Origin of the sequence: Marinobacter sp. (assembly GCF_033722735.1) — a bacterium.
GTDB lineage: Bacteria > Pseudomonadota > Gammaproteobacteria > Pseudomonadales > Oleiphilaceae > Marinobacter.
In genome coordinates, this window is record NZ_JAWVYN010000005.1 from 46,665 (window position 1) to 68,476 (window position 21,812).

At 60.6% G+C, this 21,812-nt stretch carries 19 protein-coding genes and 1 pseudogene; 13 read left to right on the top strand and 7 right to left on the bottom strand.

Going from position 1 to position 21,812, the window contains the following annotated elements:
- Position 1: 1 nt before the first annotated feature.
- The 3 genes and pseudogenes from R3175_RS05645 to R3175_RS05655 form a co-directional block, all read right to left on the bottom strand.
- A complete protein-coding gene (locus tag R3175_RS05645; protein ID WP_318942904.1) occupies positions 2 to 835 on the bottom strand; it encodes an SDR family NAD(P)-dependent oxidoreductase in 834 nt (277 codons plus the stop codon).
- Positions 819 to 1,907: an AraC family transcriptional regulator gene (locus R3175_RS05650; protein WP_318942905.1), complete on the bottom strand. Its 1,089-nt coding sequence runs from the start codon at positions 1,905 to 1,907 to the stop codon at positions 819 to 821. Before R3175_RS05650 ends, R3175_RS05645 begins: the two co-directional genes overlap by 17 nt.
- 223 nt (positions 1,908 to 2,130) lie before the next feature.
- Positions 2,131 to 2,415 (bottom strand): annotated as a pseudogene (locus R3175_RS05655) (LysR family transcriptional regulator); the annotation flags it as partial.
- A 117-nt stretch (positions 2,416 to 2,532) separates the two neighbouring features.
- On the opposite strand from R3175_RS05655, the gene R3175_RS05660 reads away from it, so the two are divergent.
- The 3 genes from R3175_RS05660 to R3175_RS05670 all read left to right on the top strand — a co-directional run bounded on the left by R3175_RS05660 (position 2,533) and on the right by R3175_RS05670 (position 5,932).
- Positions 2,533 to 2,823: a hypothetical protein gene (locus R3175_RS05660; protein ID WP_413231734.1), complete on the top strand. Its 291-nt coding sequence runs from the start codon at positions 2,533 to 2,535 to the stop codon at positions 2,821 to 2,823.
- Between the two features lie 211 nt (positions 2,824 to 3,034).
- On the top strand, positions 3,035 to 3,949 hold the full coding sequence (locus R3175_RS05665; protein ID WP_318942906.1) for a pirin family protein: 915 nt from the start codon (positions 3,035 to 3,037) through the stop codon (positions 3,947 to 3,949).
- 219 nt (positions 3,950 to 4,168) lie between these two features.
- Positions 4,169 to 5,932: a monovalent cation:proton antiporter-2 (CPA2) family protein gene (locus R3175_RS05670; protein ID WP_318942907.1), complete on the top strand. Its 1,764-nt coding sequence runs from the start codon at positions 4,169 to 4,171 to the stop codon at positions 5,930 to 5,932.
- Positions 5,933 to 5,996: 64 nt separating this feature from the next.
- Here R3175_RS05670 and R3175_RS05675 read toward each other — a convergent pair whose 3' ends face one another.
- Together R3175_RS05675 and R3175_RS05680 are read right to left on the bottom strand one after the other, a co-directional pair.
- Positions 5,997 to 6,638, bottom strand: a complete 642-nt coding sequence (locus R3175_RS05675; RefSeq protein ID WP_318942908.1) for a cytochrome c — start codon at positions 6,636 to 6,638, stop codon at positions 5,997 to 5,999.
- Between the two features lie 143 nt (positions 6,639 to 6,781).
- Positions 6,782 to 7,843: a methyltransferase domain-containing protein gene (locus R3175_RS05680; RefSeq protein ID WP_318942909.1), complete on the bottom strand. Its 1,062-nt coding sequence runs from the start codon at positions 7,841 to 7,843 to the stop codon at positions 6,782 to 6,784.
- A 211-nt stretch (positions 7,844 to 8,054) separates the two neighbouring features.
- Here R3175_RS05680 and R3175_RS05685 point away from each other — a divergent pair, with 211 nt between their 5' ends.
- On the top strand, positions 8,055 to 9,023 hold the full coding sequence (locus R3175_RS05685; protein ID WP_318942910.1) for a beta-ketoacyl-ACP synthase III: 969 nt from the start codon (positions 8,055 to 8,057) through the stop codon (positions 9,021 to 9,023).
- 556 nt (positions 9,024 to 9,579) lie between these two features.
- Positions 9,580 to 11,598 carry a protein-L-isoaspartate(D-aspartate) O-methyltransferase gene (locus R3175_RS05690; RefSeq protein ID WP_318942911.1) on the top strand — a complete coding sequence of 673 codons (2,019 nt, stop codon included), beginning with the start codon at positions 9,580 to 9,582 and terminating at the stop codon, positions 11,596 to 11,598.
- A gap of 141 nt (positions 11,599 to 11,739) precedes the next feature.
- Here the strand turns inward: R3175_RS05690 and R3175_RS05695 are convergent, their stop codons facing one another.
- Complete coding sequence (locus tag R3175_RS05695; RefSeq protein ID WP_318942912.1) at positions 11,740 to 12,792, bottom strand: AraC family transcriptional regulator; 1,053 nt, start codon at positions 12,790 to 12,792, stop codon at positions 11,740 to 11,742.
- 181 nt (positions 12,793 to 12,973) lie between these two features.
- Between R3175_RS05695 and R3175_RS05700 the strand changes: the two genes are divergently transcribed.
- The 7 genes from R3175_RS05700 (at position 12,974) to R3175_RS05730 (ending at position 18,885) form a co-directional block, all read left to right on the top strand.
- Entirely contained in the window at positions 12,974 to 14,452 is a 1,479-nt protein-coding gene (locus R3175_RS05700; protein ID WP_318942913.1) for an NAD(P)/FAD-dependent oxidoreductase, read from the top strand.
- 123 nt (positions 14,453 to 14,575) lie between these two features.
- Positions 14,576 to 14,794: a mercury resistance system transport protein MerF gene (merF, locus tag R3175_RS05705; protein WP_318942914.1), complete on the top strand. Its 219-nt coding sequence runs from the start codon at positions 14,576 to 14,578 to the stop codon at positions 14,792 to 14,794.
- Positions 14,795 to 14,931: 137 nt separating this feature from the next.
- Complete coding sequence (locus R3175_RS05710; RefSeq protein WP_318942915.1) at positions 14,932 to 15,213, top strand: heavy-metal-associated domain-containing protein; 282 nt, start codon at positions 14,932 to 14,934, stop codon at positions 15,211 to 15,213.
- Positions 15,203 to 16,105 (top strand): transporter, encoded by a 903-nt coding sequence (locus R3175_RS05715; RefSeq protein WP_318942916.1) that lies wholly within the window; start codon positions 15,203 to 15,205, stop codon positions 16,103 to 16,105. Before R3175_RS05710 ends, R3175_RS05715 begins: the two co-directional genes overlap by 11 nt.
- A 14-nt stretch (positions 16,106 to 16,119) precedes the next feature.
- Positions 16,120 to 17,040, top strand: coding sequence for an NHL repeat-containing protein (locus R3175_RS05720; RefSeq protein ID WP_318942917.1), 921 nt, complete (start codon positions 16,120 to 16,122; stop codon positions 17,038 to 17,040).
- A 173-nt stretch (positions 17,041 to 17,213) separates the two neighbouring features.
- Positions 17,214 to 17,891 carry a FadR/GntR family transcriptional regulator gene (locus tag R3175_RS05725; RefSeq protein WP_318942918.1) on the top strand — a complete coding sequence of 226 codons (678 nt, stop codon included), beginning with the start codon at positions 17,214 to 17,216 and terminating at the stop codon, positions 17,889 to 17,891.
- A gap of 13 nt (positions 17,892 to 17,904) precedes the next feature.
- Positions 17,905 to 18,885, top strand: coding sequence for a bile acid:sodium symporter family protein (locus R3175_RS05730; RefSeq protein WP_318942919.1), 981 nt, complete (start codon positions 17,905 to 17,907; stop codon positions 18,883 to 18,885).
- A gap of 12 nt (positions 18,886 to 18,897) precedes the next feature.
- Here the strand turns inward: R3175_RS05730 and R3175_RS05735 are convergent, their stop codons facing one another.
- Positions 18,898 to 19,569, bottom strand: a complete 672-nt coding sequence (locus tag R3175_RS05735; RefSeq protein WP_318942920.1) for a J domain-containing protein — start codon at positions 19,567 to 19,569, stop codon at positions 18,898 to 18,900.
- Between the two features lie 170 nt (positions 19,570 to 19,739).
- Between R3175_RS05735 and R3175_RS05740 the strand changes: the two genes are divergently transcribed.
- Positions 19,740 to 21,806 carry a TonB-dependent receptor plug domain-containing protein gene (locus R3175_RS05740; protein WP_318942921.1) on the top strand — a complete coding sequence of 689 codons (2,067 nt, stop codon included), beginning with the start codon at positions 19,740 to 19,742 and terminating at the stop codon, positions 21,804 to 21,806.
- The last annotated feature ends 6 nt before the right edge of the window (positions 21,807 to 21,812 follow it).

The following is a 21,812-nucleotide window of genomic DNA, read 5'->3' on the forward strand; positions in this document are numbered from 1 at the left end:
GTTAACGGGAGGAGCGGTTTCCAACCACCCCCTGGAGAATCCTTGAGACGAGTTGTTGTGGTAGCAGCGAAGAAGCTGGAATCACCTTATTGAAGCCCGGCAGAGCCACTCGCTGCCGTTTCTCGATCGCCCGAATACCGCAGCGGGCGACCTGACCTGCATCCATCGCGAACAGGTCCGCGATGGAGCTGATCGACCCGCGACGGTGGTTGTCCGAGGACAGACCCATGGCATCATAGATCTTGGTGCGGGTGATCCCTGGACACAGCATGCCGACGTGAATGCCATGGGGTGCCAGTTCATCGGCCAGCGCGTGGGTAAAGGCGATGACATAGTGTTTGCTGCCGGAGTAGGCCGCCAGCTTGGGAACCGGCACATAGCCGCCAATGGAGGCTACGTTCAGGATATGCCCCTCAACGCCAGCCTCGATCATCCTCCTGGCAACCACCGAGGCCAGTTCGGTCACCACCTGGATGTTGAGGGTGAGGGCCTTGCGCACACTCCTGGTGTCCAGTTCGGTATGGTTGCCCAGCAGGCCGGTGCCGGCATTGTTCACCAACACCTCCACGCTGAAGTCCTGCTCGTCCAGCCGTTGCATCAGTGTGTCGATGGCGTCGTCGGTGGTGAGATCCATCTGGATGGGAACGAACTCGCCCGGGCCGCCGGTCAGCTCCGCCTGCAGCGAATCCAGTTCACCCTGATCCAGGGTCGCCGTAGCTACTTTCGCACCCATGGCGTGAAGCTGAACCACCATTTCCCGGCCAATGCCGCTGCCACCGCCGGTCACCAGGACTTGTTTTTCTCTCCAGTACATAGCCTTAGAAGCCTCTTTCATTATTGGGATTCCTTGTTTTCTCACGAAACCGCGCAGGCGTAAGCCCTTTGCGGGACTTGAACCAGCGGATAAAGGAGTGGCTTTCGGTGTACTGCAGGCGGTGGGCAATGGATTCCACGCTGTCACCACCTTCCGCCAGCAGTTTCTCGGCCATTTCGAGCCGCAGGCCGTCCACCATTTCCCGATAGGTGGTGCCTTTCTCGCTCAGCCGACGGAGCAGTGTCCGGCCGCTCATCTCCAGGCTATCTGCCAGGTGGCCCCTGGACGCAGAGCCCTCGCCCATCAGTACCCGCAGCTTCGAACGCGCCCGCTCCACAAAGTCAACGCAGTCATTCTTTCGCTCCAGGAAGCGCGCATGAGTCTCCAGGGCCTCCCGCATGGCGGCATTTGAATTCACCAGCGGTACGTTCAGGCCGTCCAGGGGAATCACCAAAGCGTTGAGCTTCTGGTTGAAGCGAACAGGGCATCCGAAAATGCGCTGGTACTCTTCAACCTGGCTGGCCGAATCAGGCGGTGGATGCCGTATCTGCACATGGCTCAGGAATCCGTCGGCAGGCGCCGATGGCAGCATTCGGGCGATGGCGGTCAGCGACCCCATCAGGAAATCGACGGCCTGCCAACGAAAGAGGTCGTTATCGGTGCTGATGTCCCAGGCCCAGAGCGCCATCCCGGGTTCGTAGTGGAGTGAAGTGCGTCCCATGCTGCTGACGAGATGCTCATAACGAATACACATCTCGATGATTTCGCGAACGCTGCTGCAGGCCTGAAGGATGTAGCCGGCGACGCCAAACCCTTCGGGCCTGGAGTATTGGGAAAGATGCAAGCCGAGGAGTTCGTCCTGGGTGAAGGCCAGTCCCGCGGTCATCAGCCGTTCCAGATAACGGGCGGGAATCAACTGGTTTGGGTCCGCCAGCTCCTCAGGCCTGGCTTTCATCTCGGCCAACAGGGAATCGCGGGACACCCCGTGCTTTTCGGCAACAATCAGCAGGTGCTGAATCAGCCCTGCCAGGACCATCCCTCCGGAATGGTCGCCGCCATCCTGGAGCGATCCTGGGTTATTGTCAGTTATCATGCTGTACCGCGTTGCTCGCCGCTGGGTGATGCCGGTTGGCACCAGGAAAGTTGCATTACTTACACATTAACGAGTTGGAACGGGTATTGCCCATCACTTAAAAGGACAGTCGATAAACACTTTAGGACATTACGGCATCAAACCCGTTGAATTAAGGGATCGGAAACAGCGGGCAAGTCAGGCTCGTCGGCTGGCGTTCTGGCTTTGTGATGTGAACTAATCCGGCAACACAGCCCCGAGGCTCCGCCCGAGGCCGATCGGTCACCTCCTGTGCGGCCTCCGCTTTCACCAGCATTGCCCGGCAATGTCGGTAATAGTCCTAGCCCAGTTCGGTCACCGTAAACCGCCGGGTCAAGCGGTTGATCAGGCGGGTGTCCAATCGGTCATCCAGTATTGCAATCCTGCGACTGAGCTTGGATTTCGGCACCCTCAGGGCGCGTCCGGCCAGAGCGAAACCACCGTGATCGACTACCTGCACGAAGTAATAGAGATCGTTCAGGTCCTGCACAGCTCATCGTCCTATAAATAGAACTCTGAGTATAAGTTTTAGTGACTACTCAGACCACAGCGCCACACCTAACCTGTAAGAACGCGCGCAACATCCCCAAACACAAGGAGGCCCACCGTGAAGAAAATACTGGCGACCTACAGTCCGCCCAAGGGCTACTGGGTAGGCAACGGCTTTCCCGTCTCCACCCTGTTCTCCTACGATCTGTTGGGCGCAAAAACAGTCAGCCCGTTCCTGCTGCTCGATTACGCAGGCCCCATGACTTTTCCGCCATCCCGGGGACCACGCGGCGTGGGTCAGCAGCTCCCGCACCAAACAGCCAACCCGGTGGAAACAGTGGCTGATTACCACGGCGGTTATCTGGCCCCTGACGATGCTGGTCCCCTGGCTACTAGGCCCGGTCTTTGAGCTGGTTCCGGCCCTGGACATATGGGGCGTGCGCCATGGTCTGGTGGCGGCAACCATTGTGGCACTGGTTGTCTTCCTGATTATGCCCAGAGTGGTCCGGCTCATAGCCAGTTGGCTGTTCGATTAGTCCGATGATCCCAGGCTGGGCTATATTCAGTACAAATAAACCTAAGCTTTCAAGGTCTATAACCCATTAGTTCGAGGAGTTACCATGAGCAACCTCGCCAGCGAAATCGAACTGGAGTGTCAGTGTACGGAGGAATGCGGTGCCGTAGAACTGCTGCTCCAACCCAAAGACCGCGACCTGGGCGGATTCTCCGTTCGGCGTTTGCTGCCCACCGCCCGCCGGAAAATGGTCGGTCCCTGGATATTCTTTGACCATATGGGGCCTGCGCACTTTGCCGCCGGCACAGGCATTAACGTTCGACCTCATCCGCACATCGGCATCGCCACGGTAACCTATCTGTTTGAAGGTGAAATCCTGCACCGGGACTCCCTCGGCAGCCTGCAGGCCATACGCCCCGGCGACATCAACCTGATGGTGGCCGGACGGGGCATTGTACACTCGGAGCGGGAACGTCCAGCCATCACCCAAACGGACCACGTCCTGCACGGTCTGCAGCTGTGGCTAGCCCTGCCAGAAGCGCAGGAGGAGATTGAACCGGCGTTCTACCATTACCCGGAAGATGAGGTTCCGGCCACCGAGGTAGATGGCATACCGGTTCGGGTGATGATGGGAAGCGCCTATGGCCAGACCTCGCCGGTCAAGGTGTTTGCCGACACTCTGTATGTGGAAGCCTGGTTGCAGCCAGGACAACGCCTCACCCTGCCCAACGCCCCCGAACGAGCTGTGTATGTCGCCAAGGGCGCGTTGAAGGCCATGGACACCGATATCCCTGAGCATGCCATGGCGGTCCTGTCCGATCAGCACGGTGTCGTGGTGGAAGCCGTCAGGGAAACCCGACTGGCGATCATTGGCGGCGAGCCCTTCGATAAGCGGTATATCGAGTGGAATTTCGTGTCCAGCCGGAAAGAACGCATCGAACAGGCCAAGCAGGACTGGAAAGACGGGCGATTCGAGAAGGTGCCCGGAGACGACAAAGAGTTTATTCCTCTACCCGAATAGCCGCTCATGCAGTGAGGGAGCCTCTGATTAACTCCTGGATCGTCTCTCCACATTCTGCAGGCTGTTTATGCAAATGATGCGGCACACCGACGCGGCTTGCAGCTTATGGCCGTCGTCCTCGGCTAAAGCCGCAACCCCGCAGATATAGTCTTCAGGACGTGCCCTTCGGGGCGGTCAGAGCCGATCCGGGAGTTAAGCCGAGGCTTCTAAGGAGACACAGTGGAACATTTCTTTGCGCAGGCTCTGGTCCTGCTGGCGGCCACCCTTGTCCTGCTCCCCATTTTTCAGCGTATAGGCCTTGGCAGCATCCTGGGCTACCTGGTGGCCGGCATCGCGGTTGGCCCCCTGGGCCTTGGCTTGATCAGCGGTGCCGAATCGGTGCTGCATTTTGCCGAACTGGGCGTGGTGCTCATGCTGTTCCTGGTGGGCCTGGAACTGGAACCAGCTCACCTGTGGGCGCAACGCAACCGGCTCGTGGGACTGGGAGCGAGCCAGGTGCTCCTGAGCTCAGCCGGGCTGGCAGCGGCATTCTGGTCCCTGGGATTCTCGGTAAACCAGAGCCTGGCGATAGGCGCCACCCTGGCCTTGTCCTCCACCGCCTTCGTCATCCAGATGCTGGTGGAAACCAACCAGTTGGGCACACCTCAGGGGCGGGCCGGTTTTTCCATCCTGTTGTTCCAGGATCTGGCGGTGATTCCCATCATTCTGCTGCTGCCCCTGCTGGCCGGCACCCAGGCCGACGGCAACAGCCCGCAACTACTCGCTGGCCTGGGGGCATTGATCGCCATGGGCTTTGCCGGCCGTTACCTGCTGAACCCCTGGCTCGGCTGGCTCGCCAAACTGCGCAATCGGGATGTCATGACCGCCAGCGCCCTGTTGCTGGTGCTCGGCGCCGCCGGACTCATGGGCTACCTGGGGTTGTCCATGGGGCTGGGTGCCTTTGTGGCAGGCGTGCTGCTGGCCAACTCCCCTTACCGGGAACAGCTTGAGACCGACATCCAGCCCTTCAAGGGACTGCTGCTGGGGCTTTTCTTCCTGGCCATCGGCATGACCATGGATCTGCGACTTTTGCTGGACTCTCCGTTCACCATCGTCCTGTACCTGTTTATCCTGCTGGCGGTGAAGGCCGCGGTGCTGATGGCCATAGGCCTGGTACGCAAGGTCCCCTGGAGCAGTACGGTGAAGTTCGGCATCCTGCTGAGTCAGGGCGGCGAGTTTGCGTTTGTCCTGCTGACCCAGGCCAAGGGTCTGGGTCTGGTGGATGCGGATACCGCCGGGCGACTGAATCTGGTGGTGGCGCTCTCCATGGCCAGCACGCCGCTGTTACTGAAACTCGCCACCACCCTGCTGCCCTCACCCGACAAAACAGCCACCGAGGCATTGCCCGAGGAGGAGGCCACACCGAGCGAGCACCCGGAAGTGGTCATTGCCGGTCTGGGCCGTTTCGGCCAGATCACGGCGCGCATGCTGGTGGCACGAAGGATCGCCTTCACCGCCCTCGATTCCAACCCAGACGAGATCAAGCTGCTCCGTCGTTATGGCAACGAAGTGTTCTTTGGCGACGTAACCCGACTCGATCTCCTGCAGAACGCGGGCCTGGAGCGTGCCAAGGTTCTTGTGCTGGCCATCGACCATGCCGAGGATGCCCTCAAAGTGGTGGACCTGGTGCGCAGTCACTTCCCCAACGTGGCCATCATTGCCCGAGCCCGGGATCGCTTTCATGCCTTCGAGTTAAGGGCCAGGGGCGTCGAACTGGTGGTCCGGGAAACCTTCGAATCCGCCCTGAAGAGCGCGAAACTGACCTTCATGCAGCTTGGCGTGCCGGAGTCCACCGCCATCGAACTGGTTCGCAACTTCCGAGCGGTCGACGAGGCCCTGCTGGAGGAACAGGTCGCTCACCGGGAAGACTGGGACAAGCTGCTTGAGACCAACCGCCGTGGACGGGCGCAGCTGGCCTCGCTACTGTCAGACCCAGACCAATGAATGCCTGGCCAGGGAATGGGCCTTGGCGACGGTGCCGTACACGGCCGCCACCAAGCAAAGGAGGCTAATGGGTATGGCCGTCAGCGTAATGGTCGTCTTCGGCAACCACTTCAGCAGTGGGGTGCGTTTCCGGCGGCTCCGACATGGACTGCATGTTGCCATGATCGTGAGCGTGCCCATCATCGTGCATGATCTCACCCGCGGCAGGCGGATTGACCAGGGCAGCGTATTGCTCAGTCGAAAGCTCGGGCAACTGCTGCAGGAACGCAGTCAGTTCCCAAAGCTCCTGATCGCTGTGGGAACCGCCCCAGGCGGGCATTCCGGTCATTTTGATGCCATGCTTAATGATCCAGAACTGCCCGGCCGGTCCCCAGTGGCCAGCCTTGGTTAGCCTGGGCGGGGTTGGATTGAGCCCCTTCCGAATAAGGCTTTCCGACTGACCCGGCTTGAGGTGACAAGCGGAACAAAGCGCATCGTAAGCCCGCGCTCCCTTTTTGATCATGTCGGCATCCGCCAGATTGGCCGGGACCGTGATTTCATCCGTCCGCGTCTCCACGGAGTTATGCATGGCCTGGTGCATCACCCGGTTGACAAGAGCGAAATGGCTTTCGCTTGCCGCTACGTTGTACGCGCCACTCTGAATGAAGCCGAAACCGGCGATTCCCAAAGCGGCGAGCGTGGTGGCCACACCGTAGAAAAATCGCATTTAAGCTACTCCCAATCCTGATGTAATAAACGGGGCCTTCCGGGCACGGTTCGAAGGGCTGTCAATATGAGCGCTTAACACGTCTCATCCTTTACCAAAATACCGAGAGGCTCGGTGTTCCCTCGGCTTCATTCGCCGAGACGCTAGCAGCAACTGCCGACGTTGTCCGGCGAGCCGTCACGCGTCACTCCCGGATCGAACGGAAGGGCTGAGCCGCACCCCTCAAAGATACCGTAATGGGTGCTCCAGTCGCCAATGAACTCGAAATGTGCCTGGAACCGCGTCTCGTGCAGCATGCGGTAGGTGTTGCCGCACACCGGGAACACCTTGCCCTTGGGGATATGGTGATGCTTGTCCAGGATGAACTCATGGGCCTGGTTGGCCACCGTGCCACGATAGATCACCGCCTGGCCATAGTCTTCACAGGCGGGCTCCAGGCCATCCAGCTTGAACAGCCGATAGGTCGCCGAGAAGAATCGGATCGGACCGGTCTTGGCAGCCTGCTCGTCGTTATTGATGGTGATCGGCGAGTCCTCCACCAGCCGGGGGTCGGCAAAGCCGGCGGTCTTGGCCATATTCTCGAAATCGTTCCAGTACAGCGCGCCGCTCAGGCATTCGCCGTAGAGCACCGGGTCGTCCGCCAGTTGCTGGGGAATACGGCGGTCAGCATAGACATCGGAGAAGTACATTTCACCACCGGGCTTGAGCAGGTTGTAGGCGTGGCGAAGCACCGCCAGCTTGTCCGGACTCAGGTTGATGACACAGTTGGAGACAATGATGTCGAAGCTGCCCGGCTCCAGGTCCAGTTCATCAAGTTTCTCGATGTAGCCCTTGAGGAAACGCACATTGGGCCTGGCAAAGCCGAAGGCCTTGGCATGGTAGTCCACGTGGCGGCGCGCCACCTCCAGCTGCTCGTCGGTCATGTCGACACCGACCACCTCGCCGCTCTCGCCCACCAGCGCAGACAGCGCATAGACGTCACGGCCAGAACCCGAGCCCAGGTCCAGAATCCGCATGCCTTCCAGCTGTTCCGGCGCCACCAGGCCACAACCGTAATAACGGGTCAGGACCTCATCATGAATCTTGCCGATCACCTGTTTCAGGTACTTGGGCATGCCGGCATCGGTGCAGCAGGCATTGGTCTGGAGGTCATCGGATTTCTGCAGTACCCGGCCGTAATAGTCTTTGACTTGATCGTGAATCACCTGGGCTTCCTCTGAATGAAATGGGAGTCGATTCGGTATCGCTGCATACTGGCCAGAAATCGGGAGCGCTTCAAGAACCTGCGGCGTTTCGGCGGGAACTTTTACCCCGCCATGATCGACAAACCGCTAATAACCCTACCCACACACTTGGGTATAGGATGGAGGCCTAACAAAACATTGACACGAGCCAACACGCCTTAGGGAACGCTCCATGATTTACGCCCGAATTGCTGGTACAGGATCCTACCTGCCTGACAACGTCGTGACCAATAAAGATCTCGAGAAGATGGTGGACACAACCGACCAGTGGATCCGTGAGCGTACCGGCATCGAGCGGCGCCATATCGCCCGGGACGGCCAGACCACGGTCGACCTGGCGGAACAGGCGGCGCTGCGGGCCATCGAGGCGGCGGGCGTTTCGGCGCAGGACATTGACCTGATTGTCTTTGCCACCTCCACCCCGGACAAGATCTTCCCCAGCTGCGCCTGTATTCTCCAGGCCCACCTGGGCATTCACGGCTGCCCGGCCTTCGACATCCAGGCGGTGTGCAGTGGCTTCGTGTACGCCCTGGGAACGGCCGACAAGTTCATCAAATCCGGCAGCAGCAAGAAGGCACTGGTGGTTGGCGCCGAGGTTTTCTCCCGCATCGTCAACTGGGAAGACCGCGGCACCTGCGTGCTGTTTGGCGACGGCGCCGGTGCGGTGGTGCTGGAGGCCAATGAGGAAACCGGGATCCTCTCCACCCACCTCCATGCCGACGGCCAGTACGAGGAACTGCTGCACGTGCCTTGCGGCATCGCCGACAAGCCGGAGCAGCTCAAGGCCGGTCAGGGCTTCGTGGAGATGAAGGGGAATGAAGTCTTCAAGGTGGCGGTCAATACCCTGGGCAAGATCGTGGACGAGACCCTGGATGCCAACCAAATGCAGAAATCCGACATCGACTGGCTGGTCCCCCACCAGGCCAACCTGCGAATCATCGCCGCCACCGCCAAGAAGCTGGATATGTCCATGGACCAGGTGGTGGTGACGGTCAACGAACACGGCAACACCTCCGCGGCGTCCATTCCCCTGGCGCTGGACGTGGCAGTACGCGATGGTCGCATCAAGCCCAATGACGTGGTCTTGCTGGAAGCCTTCGGCGGCGGCTTCACCTGGGGATCCGCCCTGCTCAGGATGTGATCGCCTGCCTTCGACATCACACTTCGCCCTATACTGGGAACAGGTCGGAGTCCTCTGTGCGTCGCTGCGGATTCCGTTGACACGGGCGGCCCGTCGCCGGGACATCGCATTCCGGTCAAGCTGGATCCTCCGTCAGTTGCGCAAACCGAGTATCCCCCCTGTCCATCGATGAGTTTAGTGCCGGATACTCATCCATGGCCTACCTCACGCACTTGCCCATGGCTTATTTCAGGGAGGGCTCAAGATCGTCGCCAAAGGCGATGGCCATTGGCTGCGAACTGCGCCTTACATCTGTGGGTTTCTAGATCACGCAGAAGCGAATCTGAGTGAATCAGGGGCTCCCTGGCCGCCGCCCATATCCCGCGATACGATTTGCACTGACGTTCACTTTATCCCGCCTCCAACGGATACTATGCTTTAACCGCTAGTATGCGTAATGGGGCCTCTGAATCTCTCATCAGGTTGGCGTTGCTGACTGCGGTCAATAAGCGCCGTCGCCAGCCTCTTGCATTCAAGGCTGCTTTCTCACGTCTGATCGAAAGGGGGCATCCGCGCCATGGGAGGAAGCCACAAACTGTCTGAGGACGATCTTGCGCAACGCCGCGACGCAATGATTGAGTTTCAGATCAAACACCGCGGAATCACCACCCCCTCGGTGCTGGATGCGATTCGCAGGATCCATCGGGAATCTTTTGTTCCTCCGGAAGTGAGGCAGTTCGCCTACGACGATGCTCCCATGGTCATCAAGGCTGGCCATACTCTGGCCCAGCCCTATGTGATCGCCATGATGGTGGACGCCCTCAACCTGACCGGCTCGGAGCGGGTGCTGGACGTGGGGACCGGGTCGGGCTACCAGGCGGCCATCCTCGGTTGTCTGGCCAGCGAAGTGTACAGCATCGAACGTATTCCGGAACTGGCGGAGGAGGCCCGGCAAGCGCTCGCCAACGAGGGCGTGGACAACGTTGAGGTGCGCGTGGGCGACAGCAGCCTGGGCTGCCCCGACCAGGCCCCGTTTGATGCCATCGTGGTAACGGCAGGCGGAACCCGGCCGCCGGAGGCCCTGCTCCACCAGCTGAAGGTTGGTGGTCGAATGGTCATCCCGCTGGGCAAGGATGCCCTGGTGCAGGAGCTGGTCCGGGTGACCCGGGTGTCCGAAACCGAATTCCGTTCCGACGACATTGCCGACATCGCCTTCCACGCCCTGCACGGGGAGTTTGACGGTCACGACGACGGCCTCAGTAGCCGTACCCCCTTCGGCCGCTGGGTACTGAATGACCGGGAAACCAACCTGACCGACCGGATCCGCCAGCAGGCCACGCCCTTCGACCGGGTTGAAGACATGCCCCTCGACGCCCTGATGGAGCGCATTGGCGATGCCCGGGTGGTGCTGATCGGCGAAGCCAGCCATGGCACTTCGGAGTTTTATCTTGCGCGTCAGCGTATTACCCGGGCGCTCATCGAGCGCAAGGGGTTCAGCTTCGTCACCATTGAGGGCGACTGGCCCGATGCCGCCAGGGTCGATCACTATGTTCGTCATGCCGAGTATCCGCCGTCCGAATGGACCGCATTCGCGCGCTTTCCGACCTGGATGTGGCGCAATGAGGAGGTTCGCGGCTTTGTAGACTGGTTGCGGGCCCACAATGCCTTGCTGCCGGCCTCGGAGCGGGTGGCGTTTCACGGCCTGGACCTCTACAGCATGTACAACTCCATCCGTGCCATCCTCGAGTATCTCGATGACGTGGATCCGGACACCGCCACCATCGCCCGTCAACGCTACAGTTGCCTGGCCCCATTCCGGGCCAACCCGGGCGACTATGGCAAGGCCGCGCTCAACCCCAACTATGAGACCTGTGAAAAGCCGGTACTGGAAATGCTGCGGGACCTTCAGGTTCGCCACCGGACCTACGCGGAACACGACAGCGAACGGTTCCTGAATACGATACAGAATGCGAGACTGGTGGCGAATGCGGAAGAGTATTACCGAACCATGTTCTACGGCTCGCGCAGTGCCTGGAACATTCGCGATACTCACATGTTCGAAACCCTGGAGCACCTGCTCAAACACTACGGCGAGAACAGCCGCGCCATCGTCTGGGCCCACAACTCCCACGTGGGTGACTCCGCAGCCACGGAGATGTCACTCCGGGATGAGTTCAACATCGGCCGGCTGTGCCGGGCGCGCTTCGGTAGCCGAGCTTACAGCATTGGGTTTGGCACTGACACTGGCACCGTGGCGGCCGCGTCAGACTGGGATTGCCCGATTGAAATCAAAGAGTTAAAACCATCAATTAAAGGAAGTTATGAATCGCTGTGCCACAAGACCGGGGTCGCCCATTTCCTGCTTCCGCTACGTGGCGGTGACGGCATACTGGTGAACGGGCTCAGCACCCGCCACCTGGAGCGGGCCATCGGCGTGATCTACCGCCCCGAAACCGAGCGCCAGAGCCATTACTTCGAGGCGCAGTTGCCCAAACAGTTTGACGAATACATCTGGCTTGACCAGACCAGCGCTGTGACGCCCCTGGCGACGGAGTCCCTGAAAGGCATGCCTGATACCTACCCCTTTGGGGTTTAGGGGGCCTCTGAATATCTCGGTACCGCCCCTGCGTTGGGTTCCTTCAGGCGGCGGTCACATGCCGGGCGCCTCTGCTCCCGGGCTATTCACGCCTCCAGCACGATCTGGACAACGCCCTGCTCGGGGCGGCGCTGTTGCGACTCAATGGCCGGCCCGTAAAACGCCGGAGGGAGCAGCCTTCCCCGTTGCCTGCCTGCGAAACCTCAGGGGCGTCAGCCCGTACCAGCGCTTGCAGGCGTTGATGAAGGAGGTTGGCTCGGCATAACCGAGACGATCGGCGATCTGCGCGACGGACAGATAGGAGTGGCCCAACAGCTCCGCCGCCAGGGTCTGCCGGACTTCGTCCCGCAACTCTCTGTAGCCGGTACCCTCCTGGGCGAGCCTTCGCCTGAGGGTTCGCACACTGGTGTTCAGAGCGCTGGCGACAGCCTCCATTTCCCCTTGCTGCCCCAACTCCTGGGCGAGCAGATCCCTGACCGTGGCCGAGAACCGGGTGCGGGCCATGCGCACGTCCAGCATTTGCCGGCACTGCTCAATGGCCACCTTTTGCGCCAGCGGATTGGCCTGGGGCAACGGCATCAGCAACTGGCCGCGGTCCAGCACAGCCAGGTTGCACCGCGCCTCGAATTCCGGGCGGACACTGAGTACGTCCTCATACAGGTGGCCATAACCGGGATCGGCAAAGGAGAACGTGGCCCGTCTGAGGATTTCCACACCGGGAAACAGGTCTTGTTGCACCGTGACCAGGGCCCGCATATCCCGCTCAAGGATGAACCGCCGGAGCTCCATGGGCAATCCGGCATCATCAACCCGAATCAGGGTTTCATCGCCGGCATCGGAAACCTGGAATTCGGTAAAAGCAAAGGTGAGTTTGAAATAGCCCAGCGCCACATCGAGCGCATCCCGCAGCGTTGGGCTGCTGACCAGGGCAAACCCCAGGGCCCCGAACGAGGTGAAATGGTAGCGAGCGCCTGCCTCCAGGCCCAGGCCGGGCACATCGCCCAACCCGTCCACCAGGTTACGGATCATCTGGAGCTCCTGGTGCGCGGAGATCACGGCCTCGGGATTGTCCAGATCGGTGGCCGCTACGCCGGTATCCCGGAGGCTGTCCGCCAGCCCCAGACCGTGGGATTCCGCCAGCTCCGCCATCAGGCGCATGCTGGTGATGCTGCGAGCAAACTGCCAGTTCGCCATTGACTGTCCCGCCTGGTTAATTCGCCGATTTACTGAGCCACTGGGGGCCTTGAGAGTTACCTGCATTACCGATCCGGTTGGCCTCTATTATTGATTTTTTGTCCCGACATGTCATGCAGACTGGCGGCCTGGAACCTTATACTCCCTTAAAAATCGACCCAGTTTGATGGAGTTTTAGGGAATGACCGACAACACAACCTCCGCCGCCCGCGTGGTGATCATTGGCACCGGTTTCGGCGGCCTGTGCATGGCTATCCAGCTGAAGAAGGCCGGGATGGACAATTTCGTCATGCTGGAAAAGGCCGACGGCGTTGGCGGCACCTGGCGGGACAACACCTACCCGGGCGCGGCCTGTGACGTGCAGTCACACCTCTATTCCTACTCCTTCGAACCCAAGCACGACTGGACCCGCAAGTTCGGGCGGCAGCAGGAGATCAAGGGCTACATGGAAGGCTGCGTCGAGAAATACGGTCTGCAATCCCATATCCGCTTCAACAAAGAAGTGGTGAAGGCCAGCTACAACGACGACAGCCACCTGTGGGGCATCGAAACCGCCGACGGTGAGACGCTGCAAGCCCAGGTTCTGGTCACCGCCACGGGCCAGTTGAACCAGCCGGCCTACCCGTCGATTCCGGGCATGAACACCTTCAAGGGCAAGGTCTTTCACTCCGCGCGCTGGGATCACAACTACAACCTGACTGGCAAATCCGTCGCCGTCATCGGCACCGGTGCCAGTGCCATCCAGTTCGTGCCCCAGATAGTGCCCAAGGTCAAAAGCCTGAAGCTCTTCCAGAGATCCGGCGCCTGGGTGGTACCCAAGGCGGACCGGCCGTTCAAGTCCTGGGAACAGTGGCTGTTCAAGAAGCTGCCGGTGCACGACCGCCTGTACCGCTCGTTGATCTACTGGAAAAACGAAAGCCGGGCACTGGCCTTTACCCGCTTCGGTTCGGTGCTGGAGCTGCTGGCGCTGCAGGCCCGCTGGGAGGCCAGGCGCAAGGTACGTGACCCGGAGAAGCGCAAGAAGCTGATTCCGGACTACAAGATTGGCTGTAAACGGATCCTGATCTCCAACGATTGGTATCCCGCCATCGACCAGGATCACCTGGACCTGATCACCGATGGCATCGAACGAATCGAGGAAAACGCCGTGGTCACCGCCGACGGTCAGCGCCACGAAGTGGACGCCATCATCTACGGCACCGGTTTCAAGGCCACCCAGTTCCTGTCGCCGATAACCATTACCGGCCTGCAGGGCCAGGGGCTGAACGAAGCCTGGCAAAATGGCGCCGAGGCCTACAAGGGCATTTGCGTATCCGGCTTCCCGAACATGTTCATGTTGTATGGCCCCAACACCAACCTGGGCCACAACTCCATCGTTTACATGCTGGAGTCCCAGGTGAACTATGTGATGGATTGCCTAAAGACCCTTCAGCAATCACAGTCTGGTGCCATGAACGTCAAATCCGATCGTCAGCGTCGCTATGCAGACAACGTTCAAGAACGGCTGGAAGGCAGTGTGTGGGATGCCGGCTGTACCTCCTGGTACCGGGACGAGAACGGCAAGAACACCATCAACTGGCCCGGTTTCACCTTCGTTTACCGCCATGCCACGCGCGCGGTGAACCCGAAAGATTTTGAGTTCCTGCCCACGTCGGCCTAGGGAGCCCCCGGGGCGGTGCTATCCGCCCCCTTAACCTTCTCCCAACGATTACGGTCAACCAGGTGCCGGCTGAGCGTCTACACTGTTACCAGAATGCACCCCGGTGACGGTGCGGCAGTGATCATGAGCAACCCAGCAAGCCTTCGGCGCATAAGCATAATTGGAGCCATCATCACGGCATTATGCTGCTTTACGCCGGTTCTGGTGATCCTGCTCGGCGCGTTCGGTTTGGCGTCACTGACGGGCTACCTTGACTATGTGCTGTTCCCGGCGCTGGCGTTTTTCATTGCCCTGACGATCTCCGCCATGTGGCGCAACCGTCAACACGCCGATTCCCGGTAGCACTGGCGGGCCGGGACCTTTCCTGCGCTAACCCACCGGTGCTTGACCTGGCACCAGCACCAGGTTGTATACCTAACCAAAGGCTTCCCGGCAGGTATGGCGATATGATGGACCGAACTGTTCTCGGACTGATACTGATGCTTCAAATCAGCGCTGTCCTGGCTGGCCCACGCTACACCTTGGGGGTGCAGGGGCTGGCCTGCCCCTACTGTTCCTATGGCATTGAGAAACGGCTTTACCAAATCGGCGGGGTCGAGTCGATACAGGTGGACATTGCCTTGGGGCGGGTACGTGTGACGCTGGCAGACGGAGAGCACCTCAGCGAGGCCCGGGCCCGCCAGGCGGTGAAAGAGGCGGGATTCACCCTGGAGTCGTTCACTCAACTGGATGACGGATCCGGAGGTGACGATGAGCAGTAACCGCCCCTTTCACTTGTTGATCTGGGCCCTGGTAGTGTCCCCCATTACAGCCACGAGCGCTCCTAACACCTTCAACACCGCCCTGCCCGTCGCCCAGGGCGAGTTCATCTGGCGTTCCCAGGGCATGATCCGCGATCGTTCGGATGATGGCGCCCTGAAGCGCGAGGTGTCGGTTCGGGCGTTGGGCAATGCCCTGGGTTACGGGGTCCATCCGAACCTGGCGCTGTTTGCCACCGTCCCCTACTTCTTCCAGAAATCGCTCGACGTCACCACGCCGTCCGGCCGAGTGACCCGGGAAACCGAGGGCTTCGGCGATGCCAGTGTGTTTGCCCGCTACACGTTGTTTGCCGAGGACTTCACTGGCGCCACCTTCCGTGTCGCACCCTTTATCGGCGTCACCGCTCCCACCGGCGACGATAACGACCGGGATCGGCTTGGCGAGCTGCCCCGGCCACTGCAAGCCGGCGACGGCGCCTGGGACGGTTTCCTGGGGGTGGTGGCCACTTACCAGACCCTTGACTATCAACTCGACGGCCAGTTCCTCCGTCGCGAGAACGGCCGACACGACGGCTATGCGGCCGGTGACGAACTCCAACTGGACGGCTCCCTGCAGTACCGTCTCTGGCCCGCCAGTCTCACGGGGGTATCCGGCACACCCGCGTTCGGCTATGCGCTGCTGGAATTCAACCTGGTGCACCGGGAGCGGGACGAGCTGGCGGGGCAAATAACCGACTCCGGCGGCCTGCAGTGGCTAATCGCCCCGGGCCTGCAGTACGTCAGCCGTCGCTGGGTGGTGGAAACCTCGGTCCAACTGCCGATGATTGACGACCCCCATGGCGACGCCATCACCGACGACAGCGTGTGGCGGATCGGCTTCCGACGCAACTTCTAGGGAGGAACGAGGCTGTGATTCAGCGCCCGTTTTACCGCCTTATGCTCGTCGGCCTTGTCCTGACATTGGCCGGTTGCGGCGCCCTGAACTGGGAGCGAGAGCCGCCATACATTCTGGTTGCCAGTTGGGGCAGCCCGGGAGAGGCGCCCGGCCAGTTCCGAGACCCCACCGGCATTGCCGTGACCGGCGACGAGGTGTTTGTAGCAGACGCCCGCAATAGCCGTATCCAGGTCTTCGACAAGCAGGGCCGCTTCCGACGGTCGTTCGGCGAACAGGTTCTGGGCCGACCAATGAACCTGGCCATTGCCGATGGGCATCTGTATGTCCCCGATTTTTTCAGGGACGTGGTCCATGTTTTCAGCCTCTCCGGCAGGCTGCTGGATCAGCTCGCGCCTCCGGACGGCTTCGACAGCCCCGGCGGCGTCGGAGTATACCCCGATGGCTCCGTACTGGTCGCGGACAGCTACGGCCAACGGATCGTCCACCTGACCAGTGACGGGACCCTGATTCGACAGTGGCAGGGGCAAGGCTACCGGGCCGGACAGTTCAACTACCCCACGGACGTTGCACTTTCGAGCAAGGAGGGCTTCTACGTGGCGGATGGCTACAACGACCGCGTACAACACTTCGGCCCGGAGGGTGTTATCGTCCGCAAGTGGGGCGGTCCATTGGCGCTGAACATCCATGGCCCCTTCAACGGCTGGTTTGCCACCGTCACCTCCATTGCCGTGGGACCGGAGGGGGAGGTCTTCGTTGTCGATTTCTACAATGACCGCATCCAGAAGTTCGACGCCGCTGGCACGTTCCTGACAGCATTTGGCAGGGAGCCGAGGAATGGCGGCCACACGGAGCTCGCGGTTGCGGTGGACCGCGACGGCACGGTCTGGAGTACGAACCTGAGCGAGCATCGCGTTGAGCAGTGGCAGCGTCCTTGAAGGACTTACAGCCTGAACCGGGCCAAGACAGGCGTCGGCGTCCGAAACCCCGTCCCAACCACTCGGTGACCGGATCAGCCACCAGGCTTGAAACGACATTTGTGTCGTGACGGGGAGGCGCCGTATAATTCATAGGATGATAAGATCATCGGCATTTAGGACCATTTAAGGCTATGACACTGGCACGCATTTCCAAAGGCTCCCTGGTCGACACCGCCCTCGAATCCCTTCGCTCCGCCATCGAGGGTGGTCAATGGCGGGTTGGCGACCGCCTGCCGGTGGAAGCGGAGCTCTCCCAAGCCCTGGGGGTCAGTCGCAATACGGTACGGGAAGCAGTCCGCGTCCTTGTCCACGTGGGCATGCTGGAAACGCGGCAAGGCGATGGCACCTATGTTCGGGCCACCCGGGATGCTGGTGAGACAATGCGGCGGATCGAGCGCGCCCGGTTGCAGGACCAACTGGAGGTGCGCCAGATGCTGGAGTCCGAAGCCGCTGGCCTGGCTGCCAGTCGCCGCACGCCAGAGGAGCTTCAGGCCATGTCCGACGCCCTGGACAGACGTGCCCAGGCAGGTGACGACATCCCTGCCCGGATTGAGCACGACAACGATTTCCATCACGCCGTGGTGCAGGCGTCCCACAACTCCGCGCTGATTGAGCTGTATGGCTACTTTGCCCAGGCCATCACCCGCACCATTGAGCGTACCGAAATGGATGCCGAGCTACCGGAGCCAACCCAGGCGGCGCACGAGTTGCTGTTGGCGGCCATTCGGCGCCAGGCCCCCGAGCAGGCTGCCCATCAGGCCAAGGCGCTGCTCCAGCCCTGTCTGGATGCTCTGCAATCAAAGGATTGACCGGAACCGGACCATGGGATGGAAGATTGATCGCTTCACCCTGCTGCTGCTCGGAGCCATCGTCTTGGCTTCATTCTGGCCGGTACGAGACAGTGCCGCCCTGTGGCTGGCGGATCTGGGCACGCTGGCGGTGGCGCTGCTGTTTTTTCTTCATGGCGCCGCGCTGTCCCGGGATCAGGTGATTGCCGGGGCCAGCCATTGGCGTCTGCACCTGGTGATCACCTTCCTCACCTTTGTATTCTTCCCGTTGGTGGTTTTACCGATCAACCAGCTGGCGCCCCACTGGATCCCCCGGGACCTCGGCCTGGGGTTTCTGTACTTGGGGGTACTGCCGTCGGCGGTGTCGTCGTCCATCGCCTACACCGCCATGGCCCGGGGCAACGTGCCCGCAGCGATATGCAGCGCGGCGGCCTCCAACGTCTTCGGCATGATGCTGACCCCGTTTCTGCTGATCGTCCTGGTGAGCACCACCAGCGCCAGCGAGTTCTCGGTGCTGGAGGCACTACAGGACATTGTGCTGCAGCTGCTGTTGCCATTTGCCGTGGGCCACGGCCTGCGCCCCTGGCTGGGCGGGTGGCTGGCACGGCACGAGACGCTGGCATCCCGCTACGATCAGTGCGTGATCTGGCTGATCGTCTATTCGGCCTTTTCCCACTCGGTAGTGAGCGGGCTGTGGGACAAGTTGCCGGTAAGCGCCATCCTGCTGGCCATTGGGCTCTGCGGCCTGCTGCTGGGCCTTTTGATCCTGGTGGCCAGACTGATCGTCAGCTGGCTTGGACTGAGCCTGGAAGACGAAGCGGCCGTGGTGTTTTGCGGTTCCAAGAAAAGCCTGGCCTCCGGGCTGCCCATGGCCAAGGTACTGTTCTCCGGCCATCCGGGCTTCGGCATGATCGTGCTGCCGATCATGTGTTACAACCAGATCCAGGTAATCGTGGGCGCCATCCTCGCCCAGCGGTATCGACAGCGCATCGAGCAGGCTCACGATTCCCCCTGAGCCGGCGGAGATTCAACTACCGGTCATGTTGCTGAACAGGCTGGTCAGGATAATCAGGCCCACAATCCAGCCAATGGCCGCTGGCCAGAAATTGGTCATTGGTGGCCGGTCCCCCTCTTCAGCCCGCTCCAGGCCTTCGGAGCGAGCACTGGAGGCGTCCGGTGCCGCGCTTTGTGACGATGCCTGCAACTCGGCCTCAGCCACATCAGCCCAGCCGAACCAGTTACCCAGGAACTCGGCCACCTCGGTGGTCAAGCCACCCTGTCGGGCCATGGGGCGCAACTGAGCCTCCAGCTTGTCAGCGATGGACTGCCGGATGGGAAGCTGGTCGGCGGGAGGATCCGCCAGCACGGCCTTCCAGATGCCCACATCGCGACAGCGCCCCTCATCATTCAACAGGGCCTGGACCTGGATCACCACTTCCCGCACCAATTGATGCTCACCACCGGTCAGTTCCCGCTCCGCTGGCTCGTCCGCCACCCTACGCTCTCTGCCTGACGAAGGCCCCTCCTCCAATGGCGTCTGGGGCACCTCGCAACCAGCCTGTGCCATGGCCACCCGGTAGGCCTGGTCCAGCTCCTGAACGCCGGCCGCCTCAACGAACCTGGCCTGCTGTTGATAGGCGCGTTCGATCTCAGAGGGGTTACGGGTGGGCTCGATACCCAGTACATCCCAACAGTTCATTTACACAGACTCCTTAAGTTGTCACCTTGGTGAATAATGACAGGAAGATTTTTTTAGCATTTGTCAGGCATTGGGGCAGACACCGGTTTGTGACTGACTTATCATCTTACAGGTTTCGGGAATCCCTTATGATCTCCGCCGATCCCAAGCTACACATACAAGACTACCTCATGTCCTCTCTTACGCCGAACATTAGCAAGCAGTTCGCCGCCATTCTGCTGGCCCCCCTGTTCGCCATCCCCACTCAGTCCCTGTCGAAGGAGCTGATGGCCTCGCTGGACGTCTCCGACACCTTTGCCGAAGACTATGGCTTCTTGCTGGAAGAGCCGGTACCGGAAGTACTTACCACCACCAAGTTACGCCAACCCAAATCACGGGTCCCCGGCACCACGACCGTTATCCAGGGCCAACTGATCCGCGATCTCGGCATTCTGAAACTGGTGGAGGTGTTCCGCCTGGTGCCTGGCATGACGGTGGGCTTCGTCGGCAGTAACCGACCGGTCACCAGCTACCATGGCACCGTGGCTTACGACCAGCGCCGCCTGCAAGTCCTGATCGACGGCCGCACTGCCTACCAGCCCAGCCTGGCGGGTGTCGACTGGAACACCATGCCGGTGGCCCTGGAGAACATTGAACGCATCGAAATCAGCCGGGGCCCCAATGCGGCAGCCTATGGCATCAATGCGTTCCTGGGTACCATCAATATCATTACCCGTTCGCCAGAGGATACCCAGGGGGTGAACCTGCACAGCTCCTACGGCAGCCGCGGCCATAAGAACATCTTTGGCTCTACCGGCCACATCTCCGACACCTATGACTGGCGGCTGTCCTACGAACGCCGGGATGAAGAAGGCTTTGACTATCAGGACATCGAGGATACGCCCGGGCGTGATCCAGTCCATGATGGCTATAGCCTGAACTTTTTCAGTTACGATGCCCGCAAAACCTTCAACGGGGATCACTCGCTCGATCTGCGCGCCGGTGTGACCGACGGCATTGATGAAGAGGACAAAACCCGCATCGGGGAAGACTTTGGGGCCGTCACCGACCCAGACATCGACGTACGGGATTACTATCTGCAGTCCCGCTGGAACTACGCCCCGGTTGAACACCATTACCTGCACCTGCAGGCCAGCTACCAGAATTTCGACCGTGACCAGAGCTGGCGCACCTGCCCGCCGGGCTTCCCTTTCTGCGCCGACACCAACCAGAATATCGAGGAGTCCCGGCTCGAATTCGAGATCCAGGACACCTTTATCGTCAACCCCAACCTTCGCCTGGTGTCGGGCCTCGGTTATCGGGAAGACCGGTTCGAATCAGACACCTATTTCAACGGCAGCGGCGCCAATTATCAGTCCCGGCTGTTCGGCAACATCGAATACACCCCCATTCAGTGGCTGACGTTCAACGTCGGGGCCAATTGGGAGCGCTCCAACGCCCTGATGGATGATGTGATCTCTCCCCGCTTCGCAGCCAACTTCCAACTGGCAGACGACCAGACTCTGCGGTTTGTGTTTTCCAAGGCGGTACGCACCCCCGATGCCTTCGAACAGAGAGCGGACTGGGGGTACCGGGCCACCAACGTTGAGCCCGAGGAACTGTCCTTCCTTGAAGGCATGCGTGTCGGCCCGACGTTTCAGGCGCCGGGCACCCTGGAGGAAGAACGGATCATTTCCCGGGAGGTCAGCTACTTTGGCCAGTTCCGGTTGGGCGGAGGCCTGCTGTCCACCGAGGTCAAGTACTTCTACGATCATCTGAGGGACGTCATCAGTGGTCACCTGACCCTGGGGGAATGGGACCTGGACAACAACGTCGCTCTGGATCAGCAGGGCTTTGAAGTGGAAACCTCGCTGGAGTATCCAGACACCCAGTTTCGCGTCACCTACGCCTACATGGACCAGGATGGCGAATACACCGGCGAACCGGTGGCCGATGAGCAGGTGTTCATCGACCTCGAGAGCCGGTTGACTGCCCGTCATTCCGGCAGTCTGGTGTGGGTCCAGCAGTACAACTTCGACATTTCATCGGCCCTGGCCTACTACTTCGTGGACGAGTTCCGCCGCGGCCAGTTTGAACGGGCCGATCTGCGCTTGGTAAAAAGCGTATATACACCTAGACTTAACTACGATGTTGCGGTGATCTTCCAGCACTATCTGCATGACACTCCGCCCGTCAGCGCGAACAACATCATCAAGGATAATAATCAGGTCTTTCTGGAAGCCGGCGTTCGCTTTTGACACGGC